Raw genomic sequence first — 19,911 nt, forward strand, 5'->3', positions numbered from 1 at the left:
TATGACCGTCTTATCATGAAGACCGACGCGGTCACATACTACGCCACGTTCGACAATTACAAAGTCGGCACGCTTCAGGGCACGTATATCCGCGACGCCCTGGGGCTTGACACGGAAACAGGCCCGTTCAACGTCGAGCTCTTCACGGGTTCTCCCGACGACAACAACATACATTTCTTCTTTGGCGGGGCAATGGACGTGCTGAGGCCGTATATAGAGAGCGGCAAACTCGTCGTCAAGTCCGGCCAGACGGAAGAAGCCCAGTGCGCCACGCTGAACTGGAGCACCGAGGAAGCCCAGGAGCGCATGGAGAACCTTCTCTCCCAGTACAATTACAAACCGGGCGGCACCCCGCTGGCGGCGGTCTATTCCTCCAACGACTCGGTGGGTCAGGGCATTTCCAACGCGCTGAAAGGGGCGGGCTACACCGCTGACAATTTCCCAGTTGTCTCCGGCCAGGACTGTGACAAGGCTTCGGTCATCAACATGCGTAGCGGGCTTCAGTCCATGTCGGTGTTTAAAGACACGCGCACGCTCGCGGCCGCCGTCGTGAAGATGGTGCAGGAGATTCAAAGAGGCGTAACGGTCACGATCAACGACACGTCCACGTATGACAACGGCACGGGCATTATCCCGTCGTTCCTCTGCGACCCTGTCGCCTACACGGTCAGTGACATCGGCAAGCTTGTCGAGAGCGGCTATTACCAGTGGGAAGATGTCGGCGGCCCGCTCGGGACGTTCCCGCTGGACGACAAAATCAGCCAATAAAGGTTTAATTACGCAGATTTAGCCGTGCAAACGCTCTTCCAGGAAAAAGGTTGTCCTGGGCTGGTTTATACGTCTCACCGGGTCTAATTTCACGCCCCTCGGGGCGATACAAAGATGCGAGTGAAGCGAGCCGGGGAAAACACCCCGCCGCGCGCTGCGGCGGGGTGTTTTCTTAAGAGGTTGCGTAAGGCATTGATGCGGCCGGGAGGTTCATATGCAGGAAATCCTGGAAATGAAAGACATTGTGAAAACCTTCCCAGGCGTGCGCGCCTTGGACAATGTGAACCTGACAGTCAGGGAAGGTGAGATTCACGCGCTTGTCGGCGAAAATGGCGCGGGCAAGTCGACGCTTATGAACGTCATCAGTGGGGTCTATCCGCACGGTACATATGAGGGCGACATCATCTTCAAAGGCGAGGCCTGCCAGTTCGGCGGCATCAAAGACAGCGAGCGTATGGGAATCGTCATCATCCATCAGGAACTGGCGCTTGTGCCCTATCTTACCATTGGCGAAAACATGTTCCTTGGCAATGAAAACGGCTCGGCTTTCAGTATTGACTGGGATCAAACGTTCCACAAAGCCGATGAATTGCTGAAGATTGTCGGGCTCCATGAATCTTCCCAGACGCTCATCAGCGATATCAGCGTTGGCAAACAGCAGCTTGTGGAAATTGCCAAAGCCCTCGCAAAAAAAGTGAGGCTGCTGATACTCGACGAACCAACAGCCTCTCTGAACGAATCGGATTCGCAGAAACTGCTTGAGCTGATAAAAGAGTTGAAAAGCAAGGGTGTAACGTCGATTATCATATCCCACAAGCTCAGTGAAATTTCGGGCATTGCCGACAAGATTACAATCATCCGCGACGGCGCGACGATTGAGACGCTTGTCAAAGGCGTTGATGAGATCAGTGAGGCGCGTATCGTCAAAAGCATGGTCGGGCGCGAAATAACCGACCGTTTCCCGAAACGCCGCCGAAACATAGGCGATATCCGGTTTGAGATAAAAGACTGGACCGTCTGTCACCCGCAATATACCGAGCGCAAGGTGTGCGACGACGTCAGCATGAATGTACGCGAGGGCGAAGTCGTGGGGATAAGCGGGCTTATGGGCGCCGGACGCACAGAGTTGGCGATGAGTGTGTTTGGGCACAGTTATGGTGTGGATATAAAAGGGAAACTCCTCATCAATGGCAAAGAAACGCGCCTGACCAGTGCGAAAGCCGCGATAGACGCCAAACTGGCGTATGTGACCGAGGATAGAAAAGGGAACGGACTTATCCTCGATGCGTCATTGCGCGAAAACATCACGCTTGCCAAGATGGGGAAAGTCAGCCGCCGGCAGGTGATCGACCCTGACTTGGAAGCGGCGGCGGCCAATGAATACAAAGATAAGCTGCGCGTCAAATGCGCAGGCATAGAACAGTTCATCGGCAACCTTTCGGGCGGCAATCAGCAAAAGGCGCTGGTGGGCAAATGGATGTTCGCGGAGCCTGAGATACTGATCCTCGACGAACCGACGCGCGGAATCGACGTCGGCGCAAAATACGAGATTTACTGTATCATAAACGATCTGGTGGCCGAAGGCAAGTCGGTGCTGTTCATATCGTCGGAGATGCCGGAAATCCTGGGGATGTGCGACCGTATATACGTCATGAACGAAGGGCGCGTCGTCGGCGAATTTGACAGAAGTGAAGCTACGCAGGAAACGATCATGTCCCGTATACTCCAATCAATAAAGGAGTTAGATTAAATGTCTGATTTCGGAAGGGCTAAAACCGCGTCAAAATTAGCCGGTATCGCTAAAAAGAACACGATGTTTTTGGCGTTGATACTTGTTATCGTGCTGTTTGAGATGCTGCTGCGCGCGACGGGGAACGGCACATTATTCATTCCGTCCAATATTTCAAACCTGATCAGCCAGAACGCGTATGTCGTCATACTGGCGACCGGTATGCTCCTGTGCATATTGTCGGGCGGCAACATCGACCTGTCCGTAGGCGCGGTCGTCGTGTTTGTGGGGGCGATAGCAGGGCAGATGATTGTCACCCTCGGGATGAATCTCTATGTCTCGGCCTTTTTGTGCCTGCTCGTTGGCCTTGCCGTGGGGGCCTGGCATGGATTTTGGATCGCGTACGTCCGTATACCGGCGTTTATCGTGACGCTGGCGGGGATGATGCTATGGCGCGGAGCGGCATGGATCATCCTTGACGGATTGACAATATCCCCGTTCCCTGAGAATTATCTGGCTATTTTCAGCGGCTTTCTGCCTGTGACGGACAACAAGGAGCTTGTAAGCACGATTACAATGGCCGTGGCGGCGGCTGTATGCGTCATTTTTGTCGCCATGCAACTGGTGGGCAGATATACCAGGAAAAAGAAAAACTATGCCGTTGAGGATACGGCGACGCTGATTGGCAAATGTGTGCTTGTTTGCGCGGTTGTTCTCGGCGTTTTCTATTTCTTGGGTCAGTACAAGGGTGTTCCAGTGGTGCTGATTATGCTCACAGTTATCGTGGGCGCGTACAGATACTATACGGCGCGTACAGTGCCGGGGCGGCATCTTTACGCGCTCGGCGGCAACGAAAAGGCCGCGAAACTCTCTGGCGTTAACACAAATAAGATACTATTTATATCCTATGCGAACATGGGGTTTTTATCTGCGTTCACGGCGCTGGTATGTGTGGGACGCTTCTCGTCCGCCTTTCCCGCACTGGGAAACCAGTATGAAATGGACGCGATCGCGTCATGCTACATCGGCGGGGCATCGGCATACGGCGGGACAGGTACCGTCTTTGGGACGCTCATCGGGGCCATCTTCATGGGCGTGCTGAACAACGGCATGTCGCTCATGCATGTGGATCAAAATTGGCAGATGCCGATAAAAGGCACGGTTCTGCTGATTGCTGTGGCGTTTGACGTGATCTCGAAGAAGCGCGGACGCACATCATAACACACGTGAAAGGAGAAAGATGGTGGAGATTTTTCAAACGATTCCCCAGATACCTTATGAGGGACCATCCGGCGCCAACCCGCTGTCATTTAAATTTTATGATCCGGAGGAACGTATCCAGGGCAAAACCATGCGCGAGCACCTGAAATTTGCCATGTCGTATTGGCATACGCTTTGCGGCAACGGCACTGACATGTTTGGCGTGGGTACGGCTGACAAAGCATTCGGCGGCGAATCGCCCATGGATATTTATAAACAAAAAGCGTATGCGGGGTTCGAGTTGATGGACAAGCTCGGCATTGACTACTTCTGTTTTCACGATCGCGACATCGCCCCCGAAGGCGCTTCGCTCAGTGAGACAAATTCGCGCATTGACGAGATAACGGACCTCATAGAGTCCCTGATGAAAGAACACGGGAAGAAACTGCTCTGGGGCACCGCGAATCTGTTTGGGCATCCGCGGTACATGCATGGCGCGGGCACGGCGCCCAACGCGGACGTTTTCGCGTTCGCCGCCGCTCAGATCAAAAAGGCGATCGAGATCACCGTGCGGCTTGGCGGTACAGGGTATGTCTTCTGGGGCGGGCGCGAAGGGTACGAAACACTTCTGAATACCGACGTCGCTTTCGAGCTTGAGAATATGGCGAATTTAATGCGTATGGCCGTCTCTTACGCCCGGTCTTTGGGCTTTGCGGGCGATTTCTACATTGAACCAAAACCGAAAGAGCCAACAAAGCATCAGTACGACTTCGATGCGGCGACCGCGGCCAATTTCCTGCGCGCTTACGGCCTTCACAAAGACTTCAAGTTGAACATAGAAGCCAATCACGCGACGCTGGCCGGGCACACGTTCCAGCATGAGCTGCGCATCGCGCGCGTAAACGATATGTTTGGCTCTATAGACGCCAACCAGGGGGATACGCTTTTGGGCTGGGATACCGACCAATTCCCAACCAACGTTTACGACACGACGCTGTGTATGCTGGAAGTGCTGCAGGAGGGCGGTTTTACAAACGGCGGTCTCAATTTTGACGCCAAGGCGCGCCGCGGGTCGTTTACACACGAAGACATTTTCCTGTCTTACATAGCCGGCATGGACGCTTTTGCGGTGGGCCTTCGGGCGGCTGATAAGATCATGGCGGACGGCAGGCTTGACGCGTTCGTCCGCGACAGGTACGCGAGCTACCGGTCAGGCGTAGGCGCCGACATCGTATCGGGCAAGGCGACGCTCGCCCAGCTTGAGGAATACGCACTTTCTCTTGGAGAAGTGACAACCAATACAAGCGGACGGCAAGAGTATTTAGAAAGTATATTAAACAGCGTCATGCTTGGGCAATAGGCTATCGGACAAAAGGAGATCGAGGAGATATTCAAAAGAGGTAAGAAGGTCGAGGTGATCGAGGAAGCGGTGTGAGGATCGTGTGCTATTCCCGCCAAACGCAGAGGCTAAGAGGTTGAGAGTGAAAGAAAGGATTGGTTGATAGTTATGAAAAAAGCCAAAGTCAACGGGCTCATAAGCATGTTTTTAGCGCTGGCCATGCTGTGTTCGCTCACAGTTATCTACGCACCCATGGTTTTTGCGGAAGTGACGCCGGGCACGGGGGTTATTGTCGATGCCACCAACGTCACCATGGACGATGGGACCAGGATTGCGGAGACAGTAACGCTGAGATGTGTGCGGACCGGCAATGCGAACATCGCGCCCCCCGCAGCCGGTGCGGAGTGGAACTTTGATTATGGTGGAAACTCCGCAATCGCCGTCGAAAATAATGAGCCGGGCACAACATATGCCAATGGCAACGGCGGTTGGATCAAATGGTCCAACGTTGATCTGAAAGGCGGGGTCGCAAGCTATAAACTGTGTATAGCGTCAAACGGCACGAGCAGGACGTTTGATGTGCGTATATCAAAGCCTGGCGAAGGCCTTGCCGCTGCTGTTTCTTTGGGAAGGCTTACCGCGACCGGACTCGCAACCAACTGGACTGCGCGCTGGGTCAGATACCCGTCGGCCAGCATCGCCGGTCAAAATCCTCCATTTATCCATGCCAATACCAACAATTATAACGCCCCCGCCGAAGACCCGTCTTGGGCGACCATAGCAGACTCGCAGCTCGACGGGATATGCGACGTATACTATATTTTCCCGAACGCAGACAGCCAATTTCTTCGCTTGTCGCTGACGCTTAAAGGGGAGCCTTCCGCTCCGGACGGGCCCTATCAAGGGAACGTGGTGTTTAATGCCGCTCCGGTGGCTTCGGCAGCGGCGACTCTGCAAAACCTCGCCACCGGCGCGACGCTCACACCGACTGCCGACGGCATGTCATTTGACAATGTGGCGCCCGGAACGTACGGATATACTGTGAATGCGGCGGGTTACAATGCGAAGATTGGCACGGTGGATGTCACGGGCGCACACACGGCCGCCGCGCCGCTGATCAAAAATCTCCTGATGTGGCCTAAACCGGCTTCTCCTCAGGACACACTGAATCTCCTCGGCAGTGCTTGGAATGACATCAATACTACCAATACCAACGGTACGCCGAGCTGGTCAAATGGCAGCTATATTGAGTTCATCAGCACGGGCACCTGGTTCAAATGGAGCAACGTTGACCTGAAGGGCGGCATAACGTCTTGGGAGTCGAATCTCGCGAGCGGAAACGTTGGAAATTATAGCCTTGACCTGTACGTCGCGCCGACCGGCAGCACGCCGACCGGCATCTCGCCGAACAAAGCGATCCCCGATGCTGCGCAAAGCCTTGGGGTTCAAAGTATTGCCGCAGTCGCCGGCTCGACCGGATGGGGGGCCCCAGGCATAACCGCCAGGTATCCCGCAGAGGGGGACATCGCCGACCCGATACAGACAGGGCTCAGCGACGTCTATGTCAGGTGTGGCGGCGGCGACTTCAACCTCAGCCGTGTGGTCCTGAATTTGAAATCCGCCACATCTGCCCCGGCGCAAGCGTACGACATCGCCATCGCCGCAAGGCCCTATGACACGGCGGTCAGCGTGACAAGTATGGATGGCGGCACCACATATCAGCCCCAGGCGGACGGAAAAACGTACAACCTTGAGATGGGGTTCTACAAGTACAGCGCGACGGCGGACGGCCACATAGCCAGGGTGAATCAGGTGTTTATGGTAGATAAATCGAAGAAGATTTATGTGGTTCTCCCCCCTTCGGGCGGCGTGAATAACCGCTTTGAAGCGGAAGACATCACATCTGCCAACCGCCCCGGTTCAACCATCCAAAATAGCGCCCAATATTCCGGAGAGCAGGCGATCGCTCTCGGCGCTGCGGCCGACAACTGGGCCACATTTAGTGACATAGCAAGTGAATACTCCGGAATTGCCGAGGTCAAAATACGCTACGCTGGCGTTACATCGGGTTATATCAATGTAAAAGCCAACAACGAGACGCCCAAAACGGTCGCTTTGGATGCCAGCGGCACGATTGTCGTCTATATGGATGTGACGGATGGGAACAATTCAATCCGCATCAGCGCCGTGCCGGCCGGTTTTGTTTTGGACTGCGTCGACGTCTGGTCTCTCACAACGGCAGGCTCGGTAGATCCAAGCGAGATGGATGAACCCTATGTCTGGACGAAAAATCCGGTGATAAAGAGCATATACACAGCGGACCCGGAAGCGCACGTGTGGCCGACCAACACAGGCAAACTCATGCTTTATCCGTCGCACGACCGCTATCCGCAGGCCGGGTGCGACCGCATGGACATGTACCATGTGTTTTCAACCTATGACCTGACCAACTTCGAAGATGAAGGCGAGATTCTGCGCCGCGCCGATCTTGGCAGCTGGGCGTCTAAGGGCACCGGGGTAAATGCGTCCACGTTCATGTGGGCTCCGGACGCCGCCTATTATGACGGGTATTATTATTTCTACAACCCAGTCACCGGTACGTACAACTCCATGTCCACATGGGAGACCAGCGTCGTCAGGAGCATATACCCCGACAGGGACTTCGAGCAGATTCCCGCCAGCGACGTGCAAGCAAACCCCGGCAAGGAGTGGTCGGGCTATATCCGTGATTCCGGCTCCACCGACGGTTATTCCAATATGTACGACGTCTGCGTGCGCGTTTACGACGACAGAATCTATATGTACAACGGCGCCTCGCAGACATTGTGGCAGGGCGAATTGAAATCCGACATGGTGACAGTCGTCGGCGGCAAGCTCACGCTTGTGTCGACGGACAACCGGACGACCGCCAACAATCAGGGAGATCCGGGCGCGTATCAACGGCTGCCCAGCTATCACGAAGGTCCGTCCGCCTTCAGAAGAAATGGAATATATTACCTTATTTATCCGGGCGGCATCGGATCGGTAGGCGGTTTGGGCGGCGACTCATTCCACTATGCCACGGCGACAGGACCGCTGGGCCCATGGACGTACAGAGGCGTATTCTTTAACCCGCACGGCACGACGACGTCCCACGGTTCTGTGGTGGAATTCAAAGGCGAGTATTATTGGGTTTACCACACGGGCAACATGCTTCCAAACTCCTCGGACCAGACCAGGAGCGTCTGCATGGACAAATTGGTGTTCGACGATGCGCTCACGTTTGACGACGGAACCAAGGGCGCGATCGTCAGGTTCACCAGAACCTTCGAGGGTGTTCCGGGGTTGGACGACGTGGCGTACGAGAAGCCGACAGGCGTCAAGTACGGCCCGTCCGAGACGGCGAACGACAACGTGATTTGGGGTTCCGGCATTACAAAGAACAAGGACACGGCGGCGGGCAACGGCGGCTGGATCCTGAACAATGTGGGCGGCGGCGCCAGCGCCGACACCGCGGTCACATTGACATTCAATCTCGAAAAAGCCCAGAGAGCCAGGCTCAGATTCCATTACGCGACGACAAGCGATATGCCGAAGCTGAACCTGACGGTAAACAATGTGGATCACAACACGATCAACTTCCCGAGGACCGGCGGAAAGTCGTTCTTCTCAGACATGGAGTTTACCCCCAGAAAGCTTCAGGCCGGCCTCAATACGATCGTCCTGGGTGGCTCCGGCGCCGCTTCCAGCAGCCAAATCGGCGGCAGCATCAGGCTCAACTACATCGAAGTCATCCCGCTGGATGAAGAGGAGCCCACAGGTCTCGAGGTCAGAAGGTCCGGAAACCATGCCAGCGTGATCAACTACGAGGCAAAAGAGACCGCCGCCATTGACACGAAGCTGATTCTCGCTGTTTATGATGAGAATGGCAGACTGGCGTACGTGGGAACGGACGATGTAACGGCCTCTCCGAAACGCGCAAAGACGACGGTGTTTGATGTGGATCTGAAGGAATTCGAAGGCAGCGAGGTAAAGACGTTCGCTTGGGATCCGGCCACATATGTACCGACCGCCAATTGCGATTTCACGGAAATCACGATGCATGACGAATACGAGTTGGGCCATGCGCCCAACTCGCAGTGAGCAGATAAAACGGTGTAACATACAGTGGTTCAGGTGTCAGAAGCACATCCGGCGAAGGCCGAGGCTTCTGACACCTGAATCATCCCATGGGGCATGATGTGGTTTGAAAGGAAGAGAAACATGAGAGGGAAAATCAAAGCCGTGCTTTTGGCGGTGGTGCTGCTCATAAGCAGTTTTCCTGTGAGTGCGTTTGCAGCCAATCCGTTCCTCCCGCTGTGGGAGCGCGTTCCGGACGGTGAGCCCCGTGTCTTTGTGGAACCGGAGACCGGCAAGGAACGCTTGTATGTTTACGGTTCGCATGATTCCCGCGTCAGCGGCTATTGCGGACCCGATCATGTCGTGTGGTCCGCCCCTGTGGAGGACCCGAATCAGTGGCGCTACGAGGGCGAAGCGTTTCATGTCGATCAGTTAAACGGCATGAATTATGTCGACAGGGACGGCGTCACGAAACAGCTTATCGTAGATGTGGATGCCAATCTCAGAGTGATGTTATATGCCCCTGACGTGGTCTACCACCCGGAAAACAAAAAGTATTACATGTATGTGTTTGTGGACGGCATGTGGCATACCAATCCGGATCCGCCGTCGCCGCTCAATCGGCGGAGGCACCCGATGTTTGTTCTTACGAGCGATCATCCGGCCGGCCCGTTTGGGAATCCCAAGTTTGTCACGCTTGCTTTCGATCCGGCGGTTCTGGTGGATGATGTCAAGAATGAGGACGGCAAATCGCGCGTCTATTTGTATTGGACGCCGGAGGAGACGCGCAATCTGTACGCGTGCGAGTTAGATCCCGACGATATGGCTACGATCCTTCCGGGAACGACACATGCCCCGTTTGGCATGGCGGAGCAGGCGCCCCTGAACACCATGCCGGATTGGAACGCGCCGTTTTATATGTTCGAGGGATCGTCCATACGGAAAGTCAATGACACATACCTTCTGGCGTACTGCCGGGCGGTTCGAACGAGCCAAACCGCGACGACAAACATCAGCGAAATCGGCTGGGCATACAGCGACAACCCCTATGGGGATCCGGCGCTGGGGTCTCCGTGGACATTTGGCGGCGTGGTCGTAGACAACAGAGGCGAACGGATCGCGAACCCGTATGAGACCGGCGAGACGTATACCTTCACGGGAGGAAATGTCCACGGCGGCATGGTGAAAGTCAACGGCCAGTGGTACCAAGTCTACCACCGCGACACCAACATCAGCAGCAAAAGGCAAGCCATGGCGGAACCCTTTGACCTCCGTTTCGAAGACGGGGTGCCGGTGATCGACCAGGTCGAAATGACCTCGCAGGGATTTGAGACAGACGGGCTCAATCCGTTCCAAGAGCAATATGCCGGGTATGCTTGCTATCTGTATCCGGCAAGCGGCAGTACGGCCCCCAATTTCTACAGCCAGCCCAGCGTCTACAATTTTGATCCGGACGCCGAGCGGGCCGATTGGTATCCCGTGCAGAACATCAGGCATCGCTCCTGGGTGGGTTACAAGTATTTCGATTTTGGCGACGGCATTGACGCGGGCAAGCTTACGCTCGTCCTAAGCGTAAAAGAGAGCCGCGCCGGCACCGTCAATGTCTATGCAAGCGACCCGAAACAGAAATTCAGCGATCCGGAACAGCCCAAAACCCTGATCGGCACCATCGCATTGACAGGGTCCAATGGCGAAGAACACACCGTGGAGGGCGTCGTCCAGAATCTGACGGGCAAAAAAGGCATTTACTTGGAGTTCCTGAACGCCACGGGGAATACGACGCAGGAGATCTGTCAGCTGAACAAACTGCAATTTGCCATCGACACATCGCTGGCCGACGTCACGTTCAAGGTAGAACCCGAGGCGGCGGCGGCCGATACGGTGATCGCACTGCAAAGCGCGGATGGCGTTGCCCAAACGCCTGTCGGCGGTTTTTCTTACGCGGTTCCGGCCGGCACGTATTATTTTGTGGCCCGTTCGCCCCTGTATGTAACCCAGCTTGGCGCGGTTGAAGTCGGCGAAGCCGCGGCGGTATCCAAGACCATCACGTTCTCCGAACTGCCGTCAAGCGCGCTGACACTGCGCGGGGTGGGTACAGACCACGCCAACGGCCCGAACTCATCAAACCGCGACATGGAAGTGGAAGGCAGCGGCTATGTCGGCTGGATCAGAAATCCAGCATGGATCAAGTTTGGGAACACGAATCTGCTGGGCGGCATAGAAACAGCCTCGCTGAACTGGGCGCGCAGCGGCAGCGGCGCGGCCACGTTCCATCTTCTTGTCGCGCCGTCCGGATCGACAGGCATCGACCAGGCGACGCAGATAGGCTCGTTTACGACAAGCAACGCCAATACCGGAGGATGGGGCAACGCGAATTTTACAAACTCCGGAGAGGCCGTTTTCAATCCCGTGGCGGCTCACAGCGGCGGCGTACAGGATCTATATGTGCGCTTCCAAGCCGGCGAAATCAATTTCGGCAGACTTGTGCTGACGCTGAAGCCTCAGCCGGCGGGCGTAAAGAATTACGATATCACGTTCAGCGTCCGCCCGTATGACGCCGCCGTCGTTGTTTCAAAGCTCGATGGAACGGCGATAGCCCCGAAAGAAGAGGGCGGCAGGACATTCAGCGTCGAGGAAGGGTTCTACCGATACACCGTTTCCAAAGAGGGCTACGAGACGGAGACGGTCGTACTGCCCGTGACACTTTCCGAGAGGAAAATGGTTGTCTTAAAGCCGGTCGGCGCCTCCTACACCCGTTACGAAGCCGAAAACGGACTGATCACCAACGGCGCCGTCCTTGAAAATGCCGGGTTCTCGCAGGGACAGGGCGCGGGCGGGTTCACCGCATATGCCGCGCTCAGCGGCATCAACGCCACATTTACCAATACAGGCAGCGTGCGGATTGCGGTTGAACGTGAAACGACAGGCATCGCCGAGATTGTTCTGGCCTATAACAGCTCCGTGACCGCAGACAATCAAGACAGCGTGGCGGTGAAAGCCAATGATTCCACGACGGTTCGCGCCTGGCTGAACGCGTCGGGCACAACGTCCCTGTTCGTCGACTTGCGCGGCGGCACAAACTACATATATGTCTCCAGTCCGACGAATCCGCGCGCCTCCAATGGCGGGAACGCGTGGATCGATTACGACTACATTGACGTCCTTGACGCGACGATCCCCGGCTCCGTTGATCCGGCGGAGGCCGACGAGCCCTATAGTCAGCCGAACAATCCGATCATCAAGAGCATTTTCACGGCCGACCCCGAAGCGCACGTGTGGCCGACAAACCCCAACAAACTGTATTTATATCCGTCCCATGACAGATACCCGGCGTCGGGCTGCGACTTCATGGATCAATACCATGTCTACTCGACGGAGAATATGATCGACTGGGTTGACGAGGGCGAAATCCTCCGCTCCAGCGATCTGGCCTGGCAGACACGGCCGGCGCCGAACGCAAACGGCATGGAGAGATCGTTCATGTGGGCGCCGGACTGCGCCTACAACGAAGAAACCGGCTACTACTACTTCTATTTCCCGGCGCCAACCAACACCGCCAACTGGGGCAGCACCTGGCAGACCGGCGTTTACCGCAGCAAATATCCGGACAGGGATTTTGCGCCTATCCCGCCCGAAGAAACCTATACGAAAGAGACATACGGCGTCGATTGGTCCGGATACATCTATGGCGCCGGCGACAACTTTGTCCATGCCGACGGCAGCAGAAACGGCACCGGCATCATCGATCCGGCGGTCCGTATTTTTGACGGCCAGGCGTACCTCTATATTGGTGGCAGCCAGCAGCATTATGAGGCGAAGCTGATGGACGACATGGTCACCATCGTGCCCGGCAGCTGGACGAGGATTGACAACAGCATCACGCCGGCCTACCACGAAGGACCGTCCGTCTTTCAGAAGGATGATTTGTACTATCTCATCTATCCGGGCGGAAGCGATGCCAGCACGGGCTTTGCCGGGGACAAATTCAACTATTGCACAGGCCCGACGCCGATGGGCCCGTGGGAATACAAGGGCGCGTTCTTCAACCCGACCGGGTGCGACACGTCTCACGGTTCCGTGGTGGCGTTCAAAGAAAAATGGTACTGGGTTTACCACACGCAGGATCTTTCCAAGTCCGGCACGCTCCGTTCCGTCTGCATAGACGAGCTGGAGTTTATGCCAGACGGCTCCATTGTTCGCAGAAGCAAGTCGTTTGACGGCCCGGCGCAGAACGGCCCGGACTATACGCGCCCTGAGCCAAACCAGACGGTCAGCATGGGCGACGTGGTTTTGGGCGGCTCCGCCGTGCTTTCCGCCGACGCCTCCGCCGGCTATGACCACAAAGTCATCACCGGATTCAATGTGGCCGGCTCTGCGGTGACCCTCAACAACATAGATGGCGGCGGAAACGGCGGAAACCGTGCCATGCTCGTGTTCCACTACGCCACGCCGGACGATCTGCCGAGGCTGCAGCTCCATATAAACGGCAAAGAGTACAACCACATCAACTTCCCAAAGACAGGCGGGCGTTCGTTCTTCAGCGAGATCACCTGGACGACGCAAAAACTGAACCCCGGTCCGGTGAACACGATACGTCTGACGTCCGCGCAGGACAGCGGCGGCCGCGGCAAATTGAACCTGGCTTACGTGGAAGTCATCCTCTTTAACGACAACGTGCCCCCGCCGGGGATGAGCGGGCTTCTCACCGACATCTCCACCGACGCCGCGTACGGAGCCAGGTATATCTCGGCCGAAGGTGTGGAAGAAGGCAGAACGCTGCTCATAGCCCAATATGCGGCTGACGGCAGATTGATATCCATCGTCAAGGCGCCGCAGGACAGCCCGGACGTTCTGTCTGTCAGCCGTGACGAAGCCGCCGCCTCCGCGAAAGCGTTTGTATGGGACGCTGACTACGTGCCGCAGGAGAAAGCATTGACGCTCAAGTAAACGAAAATCAGTTGTGCAGCAGACTTCCCGCGTGAGAGCTGTTTTTGGGACTTGCGGGAAGTCTGCTGCACCGATAAGGGATGATCATAAAAATGACGGAACTGTACTGTCTTGGAATCGATATAGGCACGTCCGGCACAAAGGCCGTATTGTTCACACAAAGCGGCAAAGCGGTGCGTTCAAAGACGGAAGAATATCCCCTTTATCAGCCACAAAACGGCTGGGCCGAGCAAGATCCGCTGGATTGGTGGGATGCGGTGCAAAAAAGTGTGGCCGGTCTGATCTCTGAAAGCAGGATCGCCCCGGCGGACATCAAAGCGGTTGGGCTGTCGGGGCAGATGCACGGACTCGTCATGCTGGATGCAAACGGAAACCCGCTCAGGCGGGCGATCATCTGGTGTGACCAGAGAACGGCGCGTGAATGTGAAGAGATGACCGCTTTGATAGGCCGGCGGCGCCTGATTGAGATCACCGCCAACCCCGCGCTCACGGGTTTTACGGCGTCAAAGATCTTGTGGGTTCGTAAAAATGAGCCCGAAATCTACGAAAAATGCGCGCATATACTGCTCCCCAAAGACTACATACGGTATAGGCTTACCGGCGAATTCATGACCGATGTGTCCGACGCGTCGGGCATGCAGCTGATGGATGTCCCCAAACGTACCTGGTCGTCGGAGGTTCTCAACAAATTGGAAATAGATGGGAGCTTGCTCCCCCAGATATACGAATCTCCAGATCGGGCCGGCGTCGTCAGCGCGAAAGCCGCCGCAGCAACCGGGCTTTGCGCCGGGACCGTCGTGGCCGGAGGGGCGGGCGACAACGCGGCGGCGGCTGTCGGCATGGGCGTGGTGAAACCCGGTTCCGCCTTTATGACAATCGGCTCATCCGGCGTCATTTACGCGGTCACGGACAAAGTATCCATCGATTTGGACGGCCGGGTCAACACGCTGTGCGCGTCCGTGCCGGGCGGCTGGACGGTGATGAGCTGTACCCAGGCCGCGGGGCTGTCGCTTACATGGTTCCGCGACAATTTTTGTCTCAAAGAAGTGCTTGCGGCCGAGAAGCTGGGTGTGGATGTTTACGACGTTATGGGCGGGCTTGCGGAGGAAGTCGGGATAGGCGCGCGGGGTCTGCTGTTTCTTCCCTATTTGATGGGCGAACGGGCGCCGCACCCCGACGCTCTCTGCAGAGGCGTATTTTTCGGGCTGTCCGCGATACACGGCGCCGCGCACATGATACGCGCCATCATGGAGGGCGTCGCGTATTCCCAATGGGAATGCCTGGACGTTTTTGCCGAGATGGGCGTCGCCGCCGAGGACATGATGATCTGCGGCGGCGGCGGACGCAGCCGCCTGTGGCGGCAGATATTGGCCGATACGCTGGGTTGCACAATGAGTTCCGTGCGGCATGAGGAAGGGCCGGCCCTCGGCGCGGCGATTCTGGGCGCGGTCGCCGCCGGGCTGTACGGTTCCGTCGGGGAAGCCTGCGAGCGGATTGTGATCAGGGAAAAGTTGAGCGACCCGATAGAGGCCAATCGAATGAGATACAAAGGATATTTTGATCTGTATAAAAAGCTGTATGTCAATTTGCGCGGCGATTTTGAGACTTTGAGTTCGTTGCAGGAAAACAGCAAATAAAAAGGAGGAGGCAAACACAGGATGAAAATCATGGGAAAATCGAAGTGGCTGGCGTGGATGCTCGCCGCCGCGCTGGTGCTGGCGCTCGTGCCGACAAGCGGCTTGCAGGCGCGGGCCGCGTCGCCGCGCACAATCGTTTACCATATAAACGGCGGCACGGGAACCGCGCCGGCGGACGCTGCGGTATATGACACAGCCCCCTACCGCGCGACCATACTGGGCCCCGGTGAAGGCGGGGGCAGCGTGACGCCGCCGGCCGGCAAGCGCTTTGCCGGCTGGAGCCCGCTTGAGAGCGGCGTCGCGAACGAGTGGTACGCGCCCGGCAAGCAGGTCGTCGTGAGCGCGAACGGCTTGGATCTTTACGCGATGTGGGAGGAGGAAAAGGTCTCCTACACAGTGAAGTTCCGCACCAAGATAGCGAACGTCCCCGCTCCCCCGGATCAGACGGTGGTCGCCGGCGGCCCCGTCGCGAATCCCGGCGCCCTGAGCTGCGCGGGCTATACCTTCGTGGGCTGGTACAGGGACTCGTCCTTCCGGGCGGCGTGGGACTTTGACGGCGACAGGGTGAATGGCGACCTCACCCTCCACGCCAAATGGGCGCAGGATGGCATAACCCCGTGGACCGTGACCTACCACCTGCTCCCCGGGGTGAAGACCAACGGGGGCCCCGGCGTCCCCCCCTCCCCCACGACGACCGAAAACCCGAACGGCGGCAATGTCCGTGTACAGAATATCGTGCCGGGCACCGCGCTGGAGGGCAAGGTCTTCGCGGGCTGGTCCACATCGCCTGGGCGCGTGCTGGAGCTGAAATACCGGCCCGGCACCGATACGAGCGACTACGTGGCCGTCAAATATGAAGGCGTGGATCTCTATGACGTGTGGGTGGACGAAAACCCCGCCTACTCGAACGCAGTGACCGTGGACTTCGACGACGACCACCAGACGATGGCGGGCCTGGGCAACGCCCTAGCGTTCAACAAGACGTCCGGCTACCTACAAGTTTACAAAAAATTCCAGCAACTGGGCGTCGCGGACGCGGACAACCCCGCCATACGGGCCTTGCATTTCGCCGTTGACGACGAGACGGGCGCGAAGCTGGAGGTTTTCCGCGCCATCATCGGCGACGGCGGCGTCACGGCCCCGGATATCAATCCGGCCACCGGCGAGAAGTACGAATGGGGCAACCGATACTACGACGGGCCGAACGATACTTGCTGGCCCGAGCCCGGTGCAGACAACATCATCTGGAAAAAGGCGGATTGGGCGGCACAGAAGGACAAGTTCGACGCCAACCAAATCTGGTACATCCAGAAAGCCCTGGAGGTGAACCCGGGCCTCAAGGTTTACGGCGCGGTCTGGTCCCCGCCCTACTGGATGAAGACCAATCTGGGCGTCCGCAACGACACCCCGGACAATCCGAACGGCCAGCCCAAGACCACCTACCCGCTGCTGGACGATGCCTACTACGCGGACTTCGCGACGTACCTGTGCGAGTGGGCCTGGGGCATGTACGCCTACTACGGCATCCCCATCTACGCCGTGAGCCCGACCAACGAACCCGAGATCGACCACGGCTACTCCGCGATGGTGATACGCGGCGACGACTACGAGCGCTTCCTGCTCACATACCTGAAACCGACGATCCAGCAGTATATATACGACGGCAAATTCGGCGCGGCGCCCAGCGGCGCCGGCACGGGCGCCGCCGCCGTCGCGCCCGTCATGGGTGTGGCCGCGCCCGAGGCCACCCGCATCGACCGCTCCACAAGCCCCGTGGATCTGGGCACCCCGGACAGACCCGGTTACGGCGGTATGATGGCCAAGGACGAGATCGCGGACATGGTGTCGGTGTTTACCACCCACATGTACGAGAACGACCACTTCCTCTACGAACCGAGGGTGGCGAGCGACGACGACCCGGTGTACCCGGCGTTCATGAACAAATACAGGGACAAGGACATCTGGATGACGGAGATCGGCCAGCAGTTCCCCGCCTACAACGAGCAGGGCGCTGTGGACAACTTCAGCATGGTGAACGGCCTGTTCTGGGCCAGGCGCATCGCCAACGAGTTCGCCAGCAATCCGGGCTTCTCCTCATACATACTGTGGAACGGCACGGGTTCGGCCGGCGTTACCAACGACACCGCGCGCTGGATCAACATGCTGAACGCCGGTTCCGGCCAGGGGACGCTGCCGACGCTGACGGGCCAGCTTCGCATCTATAAGCGCTACTACGCCGTCGCGCAGTTCTCGCGCTTCATACACCCCGGCGATGTGCGCGTCGGCGCCGACAGGACGCCGTTCAAGGGCGCCAACGTTACCGCATACAGGAGCGCCGACGGAAAAGACTTCTCCATCGTCGCGCTGAATGAGGACAGCGTGGATCACACTGTCGCCATCGATCTGAAAAATTATGGCGGCAGCGCGGCCAGGATCATCCCGTACCGGACATCGGACAGGGAGAACATGCGCAGGCTGGATCCCATTGATGCGACAGGCGGCGGGGTGTTCCTGGTGAATCTGCCCGCTCTGTCCATCACGACCTTCGTGAACGACAAGGGCGCCGCCAACCTGCCCGGCATGAACGCGCGCGACGTGTTCACCATTTTGGAGGCCGAGGACAACGACGGCCAGGCCGGGGCTTCGGCCGCGGCGGGCGGGGTCAGCCTCTCCGACGGCGGCTATGTCAAATATGCAAACTTCAACTTCGCGGACGGCACCGGCGTCCCCAGCGCGAACGTACACGTGCTGCGCATGAAGGCCGCCGGCAGAACCGACGCGGCCGGCAAGCTTGAGGTGCGCATCGACGACCAAGCGGGCCGGGTGGTCGGCGTCTTCCTGCTGACGCCTTCGGCGAGCGCGACGGCGTATTACGCGCAGATCGACACGGGCGACTTGGGCGCCTATGGATTCAAAGATTTCTACCTCGTGTACAGCGGGGAGGGCGAGGTCTATCTGGACCAATTCACCTTCGACGCGACGCCCGCCTCGGACGTGTCGAACCTCGTCGTCAACGGCCTCGGCACAACGAACAACAACACGGACGGCTGGACAGGCCGTGATGTGACGCTCGCGTCCGTCAACAACCTCTACTACCGCGGCCGTTCGCTCTCCGTGACCGCGGGTGGCGAGGGCAAGGGACCGGAAGCCAGCTTGCAAACCCTTCCGCAGGCCGGTGCCGCGTGCAAGCTGAACGCCTTCGTCATACCGGCGTTTCCCGCTTACAGCAAGGCCAGCGCGTATGATTCCGGCCTTGTGAACGGCGGAACCGCCAAGGCCATTCTCCGGTTCTATGACGGCGAAACACTCGTATTTTCCCAGGAAATCGCCTCGCGCGCGGGGATCAACAATGTGGATTGGCGGCAGCTCACCGGCATGTTTGTGTACAACCCGCCTTCCGTGGACTTTGACGCGGTGAAGCTCCTCTTCACGCTTTCCGAGGATGTGCCGTGGTATATCGACGAAGTCACGCTGACGGAGGCGGACGTCCCCACCTACACCGTGACCTTCGACACACAGGGCGGCACTGACGTCCCGCCGCTCCCGGGTGTGGAGAGAGGCGCGACGATCGACGCGCCGTCGCCCGTCCCCACGAAGGCGGGCAGCACCTTTGCCGGCTGGTACAAAGAGGCCGCGCTGACGACCCCGTGGAATTTCGCGAGCGACACGGTGACGGCTGACGTCACGCTCTTCGCAAAGTGGACCGTCGCCGGCGGCGGTGGGGGCGGTTCCCCGGTTACCGCGTGGCTGTACGGCCAAGTGGACGGCGGACGGACGCTAAGCGAGACGCCGTTTACGGACGTCGGCGGGCACTGGGCGTATGAGGACATTGAATATGCCTACAAGGCCGGCTGGATGAACGGCACCTCCGCGAGTAAATTCTCGCCGGACATCCGGACCGAGCGCGGTATGATCGTCACGGTGCTGTGGCGGATCGAGGGCTCCCCCGCCCCCGCGGCGGCGGCGTTTGACGATGTGGAGGCGGGCGCCTACTACGCGCAGGCGGTGGCCTGGGCGGTGGAGCACGACGTTGTGAACGGCGTGGGCGGCGGCCTGTTTGCGCCGCTGCGTCAAGTGACGCGTGAGCAGGTGGCCACGATCCTCTACCGGTACGCGCAGTACAAGCAGTACGACGTGAGCGCGCAGGGTGACCTGAGCGCGTTCCCGGACGCCACGTCCGTCTCTGGTTACGA

General features: G+C 58.0%; 8 protein-coding genes. All 8 read left to right on the plus strand.

From position 1 onward, the window contains the following. A partial coding sequence (locus LBK75_03695) for a sugar-binding protein (GenBank protein MDR1157396.1) occupies positions 1 to 768 on the plus strand: 768 nt, incomplete at its 5' end. A gap of 214 nt (positions 769 to 982) precedes the next feature. Beyond that, complete coding sequence (locus LBK75_03700) at positions 983 to 2,518, plus strand: sugar ABC transporter ATP-binding protein (protein ID MDR1157397.1); 1,536 nt, start codon at positions 983 to 985, stop codon at positions 2,516 to 2,518. Further along, entirely contained in the window at positions 2,519 to 3,718 is a 1,200-nt protein-coding gene (locus LBK75_03705) for a sugar ABC transporter permease (protein ID MDR1157398.1), read from the plus strand. A gap of 19 nt (positions 3,719 to 3,737) precedes the next feature. Further along, positions 3,738 to 5,057 (plus strand): xylose isomerase, encoded by a 1,320-nt coding sequence (gene xylA / locus LBK75_03710; GenBank protein MDR1157399.1) that lies wholly within the window; start codon positions 3,738 to 3,740, stop codon positions 5,055 to 5,057. Between the two features lie 147 nt (positions 5,058 to 5,204). Next, the gene (locus LBK75_03715) at positions 5,205 to 9,158 is read left to right on the plus strand and encodes a family 43 glycosylhydrolase (protein ID MDR1157400.1); all 3,954 of its coding nucleotides are present in this window, start codon (positions 5,205 to 5,207) and stop codon (positions 9,156 to 9,158) included. A gap of 120 nt (positions 9,159 to 9,278) precedes the next feature. Beyond that, positions 9,279 to 14,081 carry a family 43 glycosylhydrolase gene (locus tag LBK75_03720; protein MDR1157401.1) on the plus strand — a complete coding sequence of 1,601 codons (4,803 nt, stop codon included), beginning with the start codon at positions 9,279 to 9,281 and terminating at the stop codon, positions 14,079 to 14,081. A gap of 92 nt (positions 14,082 to 14,173) precedes the next feature. Further along, positions 14,174 to 15,718 carry a xylulokinase gene (gene xylB, locus LBK75_03725; protein ID MDR1157402.1) on the plus strand — a complete coding sequence of 515 codons (1,545 nt, stop codon included), beginning with the start codon at positions 14,174 to 14,176 and terminating at the stop codon, positions 15,716 to 15,718. Positions 15,719 to 15,739: 21 nt separating this feature from the next. After that, on the plus strand, positions 15,740 to 19,911 hold a 4,172-nt coding region (locus LBK75_03730), incomplete at its 3' end, for an InlB B-repeat-containing protein (GenBank protein ID MDR1157403.1).

The sequence above is a fragment of the Oscillospiraceae bacterium genome (assembly GCA_031265355.1).
GTDB lineage: Bacteria > Bacillota > Clostridia > Oscillospirales > UBA929 > JAIRTA01.